The organism is Nocardia sp. NPDC002869, assembly GCF_046764065.1.
GTDB lineage: Bacteria > Actinomycetota > Actinomycetes > Mycobacteriales > Mycobacteriaceae > Nocardia > Nocardia rhamnosiphila.
Genome location: NZ_JBKOOL010000285.1, coordinates 1 through 3,517, shown reverse-complemented (window position 1 = coordinate 3,517; position 3,517 = coordinate 1). Strand labels below are relative to the sequence as shown.

The following is a 3,517-nucleotide window of genomic DNA, read 5'->3' as shown; positions in this document are numbered from 1 at the left end:
ACGCAGACCTGATCGGCGGAGTAGCGCGGATCGTGGGCCTGCCACAGCGAATCCGAGCGCCACCAGCGCCGCACGTCCTGATCGACCACCGGATCAGAAGGCGGAGCCGGCCGCCGTGCAGCCGGGCACCGGCTCCGGGCAAATCCCTGGCATCGGCGAGGGACCGGTGTCGGCCGGTGCCGCCGAGCAGGCCCCGGAATCGCCGGCCGAATCCGGCACCGAACCGGCGACCGCCGCCGCTTCCGGGACCGCCGCCGAGGCCGGCTCGTCCGCCGACGCGACCGTGGTGTCCGCGTCGGCCGAGATCTCCGAACCCGCGGATTCCGCCGCCGCGAGTGGCGCCCCGGCCGCGCCGGTGACCCCGCTACCTGCCTTCACGGCCGCGGTGAATCTGTTCGCGAGCCCGGTGCCCGAGGAGCCCGCCTCGACCGAACCGATCGTGTTCGAATCCGCGGTCGTCGCGGCCCCGCTGTTCCTCTCCCCGGATGCCGCGGCGGCCGAACCGGTGCGCCGCCGCCGTAAGCCCGAACCGGAACCCGAGCCCGATTCCGGCGCCGAGACCGAGCCGGACGCCGAGACCGAGGATCAGTCCGAAGAGGGCGACTCCGACGATCAGCCCCGGCGTCGCCGTCGCGGCCGGCGTGGGCGTGGGCGTGGCCGGGGTGAGCAGGCCACCGATTCCGAGGACATCGAGTCCGAGGATGACACGGGCGCCGACGCCGAACAGGCCACCGACACCGACGACGACAAAACCACCGAAGCCGACGAGACGGACGAGGCCGGGAGCGACGAGTCCGGTGATGCGGGGGACGACTCGGAGAGCGGGTCCAGCCGCCGTCGCCGGCGCCGCCGGCGCCGCAAGGTCGCCGGTGAATCCGGCGAGAGCGAACCGGCCGACGACGATCCGCCCAATACGGTCGTGCACGAGCGGGAACCGCGGAACAAGACCCGTACCCGCGCCACCGTCGACGAAGTACAGGGCATCACCGGCTCGACCCGGCTCGAGGCCAAACGGCAGCGCCGCCGCGACGGCCGCGAGGCCGGCCGCCGCCGCCCGCCGATCCTCACCGAATCGGAGTTCCTGGCCCGGCGCGAGGCCGTGGACCGGGTGATGGTCGTGCGGGAAAAGGAGTTCCCGGGCCAGTCGTCCGCCACCCAGGTGGCCGTGCTCGAGGACAACATCCTGGTCGAGCATTTCGTCACCAACACCGGATCGGCATCCATGGTGGGCAATGTCTACCTGGGCAAGGTGCAGAACGTGCTGCCCAGTATGGAGGCCGCGTTCATCGATATCGGCCGGGGCCGCAACGGTGTCCTCTACGCGGGCGAGGTCAACTGGGAGGCCGCCGGGCTCGGCGGTAGGGAACGCAAGATCGAGCAGGCGCTCAAACCCGGCGACCAGGTGCTGGTCCAGGTGAGCAAGGACCCGGTCGGCCACAAGGGCGCCAGGCTGACGACCCAGATCAGCCTGGCCGGTCGCTTCCTGGTGTATGTGCCCGGCGGCACCTCCACCGGCATCAGCCGCAAACTGCCCGATACCGAGCGCAAACGGCTCAAGGAGATCCTGCGCGAGATCGTCCCGGCCGACGCGGGCGTCATCATCCGGACCGCCTCCGAGGGGGTCAGCGAGGCCGAACTCACCCGTGACGTGGAACGGCTGCAAAAGGCCTGGCGCAAGATCGCCGCGGCCGCCGCGAACGAGTCGGGCGCGCCGAAAACTCTCTACGAGGAGCCGGACCTACTCGTCAAGGTCGTGCGCGATCTGTTCAACGAGGATTTCTCGCGACTGGTGATCGAGGGCGAACGCTCCTGGAACACCGTCGAGAACTACATCGGCACCGTCGCCCCCGATCTGCTCCCGCGGGTCTCCCGGCACGAGAACAACGGCGTCGATGTCTTCGAGACCTACCGCATCGACGAGCAGCTGGCCAAGGCCCTCGACCGCAAGGTGTGGCTGCCCTCGGGCGGCACCCTGGTGATCGACCGCACCGAGGCGATGACGGTGGTCGACGTCAACACCGGTAAGTTCACCGGCTCCGGTGGCGGCAACCTGGAGGAGACGGTCACCCGGAACAACCTCGAGGCGGCCGAGGAGATCGTGCGGCAGATGCGGCTGCGCGATATCGGCGGCATGATCGTGGTCGACTTCATCGATATGGTCCTCGAGTCCAACCGTGACCTGGTCCTGCGCCGTCTCACCGAGGCGCTGGGCCGGGACCGCACCCGGCACCAGGTCTCCGAGGTGACCTCGCTGGGCCTGGTCCAGATGACCCGTAAGAAGCTCGGGACCGGATTGGTGGAGGCGTTCTCCACCACCTGTGAGCACTGCCACGGTCGCGGCCTCCTGGTGCACAGCTACCCGGTGGAGCCGTCGGGCTCCGACGAGGGCGGTGCCGGCCGGGGCCGGGACTCGGGTTCGCGACGCCGTCGCAACCGGGACAAGGCCGCCGCGGCACCCGCGGCGCCACAGCCGTCCGTCCCCGAGCTGTCGGAAGAGGAGGCGGCGGCCAAGCGGGCGCACCCCGTGGCACTGGCCATGGCCACCCATCATCCGGAGACCGAGCAGGATGAGCCGGCGCCCGAGGCCGCATCGGCCGAACAGGCCGCGGAGCCCGCTGCCGTGGGCGAGCCGGGCGGTTCCGACGCGGCGCCGGAAGCGGTCGCGAGCGGCAAGGGTGGTGCGGCACCGGCCGAACCGCGGCGCCGGCGCACCCGGGTCCGCCGGTCGACCGGTGCCACCGGTACCCAGGCGCAGACTCCGGCCGCGGAACTGAACGGCAGCGGTACACCCGCCGAATCCGGGTCCACCGGACCGGCCGAATCCGAACCCACGGCTACCGAGCCGGTTGTCACCGAAACGGCTGCCGTCGAATCCAGGGCCACCGAGCAGGTCGCGTCCGAGGCCGCCCCGGCGGAAGTGGTCGCCACTGAAACGGGCCCGGTGGAGGAGAGCGGAGCGGCTGCGCCGGCACCGGAAACTCCGGCGGAGACGCCGGCCGGCGACGACACCGCGGCGGCGGCCACCGTGACTTCCGCCCCCGCCGCGGATCGCAACGGTACGGCCGCTTCGGCGAATGGTGCGGTTCCTCCGGCGGAGCCGGCCGCCGCTCCGGCGACGGAGCCGGTGGTGACCCCGGAACCGGCCGCCACGGCGAACCCGGCCGATGACGGTGGGACGGAAACCCGCAGCCGGCGGCGCCGGGTCGCCCGCTCGACCTCCGCACCGGCCGCCGACAGCGCGGGCGCGGTATTCGTCCTGTCCGCCACCGAGCAGCCCGACGAGCCGGTGACCGATTTCACGGCCGCTCCGCCGGAGGTCGAGGTCCCGGTACGCCGGGCACGCCGCCGGGCCGCGGGTCGTCCGTCCGGACCGCCGGTCGACGAACAGCACTGAGTCATCGCGCCGGGTGCCCGGCCCGCGGAATGCGGGCCCGGCCCCCCGCCCGGGGGCCAAGGCGGGGGGGGGGGCCCCGGGGGGGGGGGGGCGGGGGACACCCCGTGCGGGGGGGCCGGCGGG

At 72.7% G+C, this 3,517-nt stretch carries 1 protein-coding gene; it reads left to right on the top strand.

Annotated features, from left to right (window positions below):
• Window positions 1-3,394, top strand: a 3,394-nt coding sequence (locus ACLML9_RS28145) for an Rne/Rng family ribonuclease (RefSeq protein WP_411948335.1), incomplete at its 5' end; no start/stop codon positions are given.
• Between the last annotated feature and the right edge of the window lie 123 nt (window positions 3,395-3,517).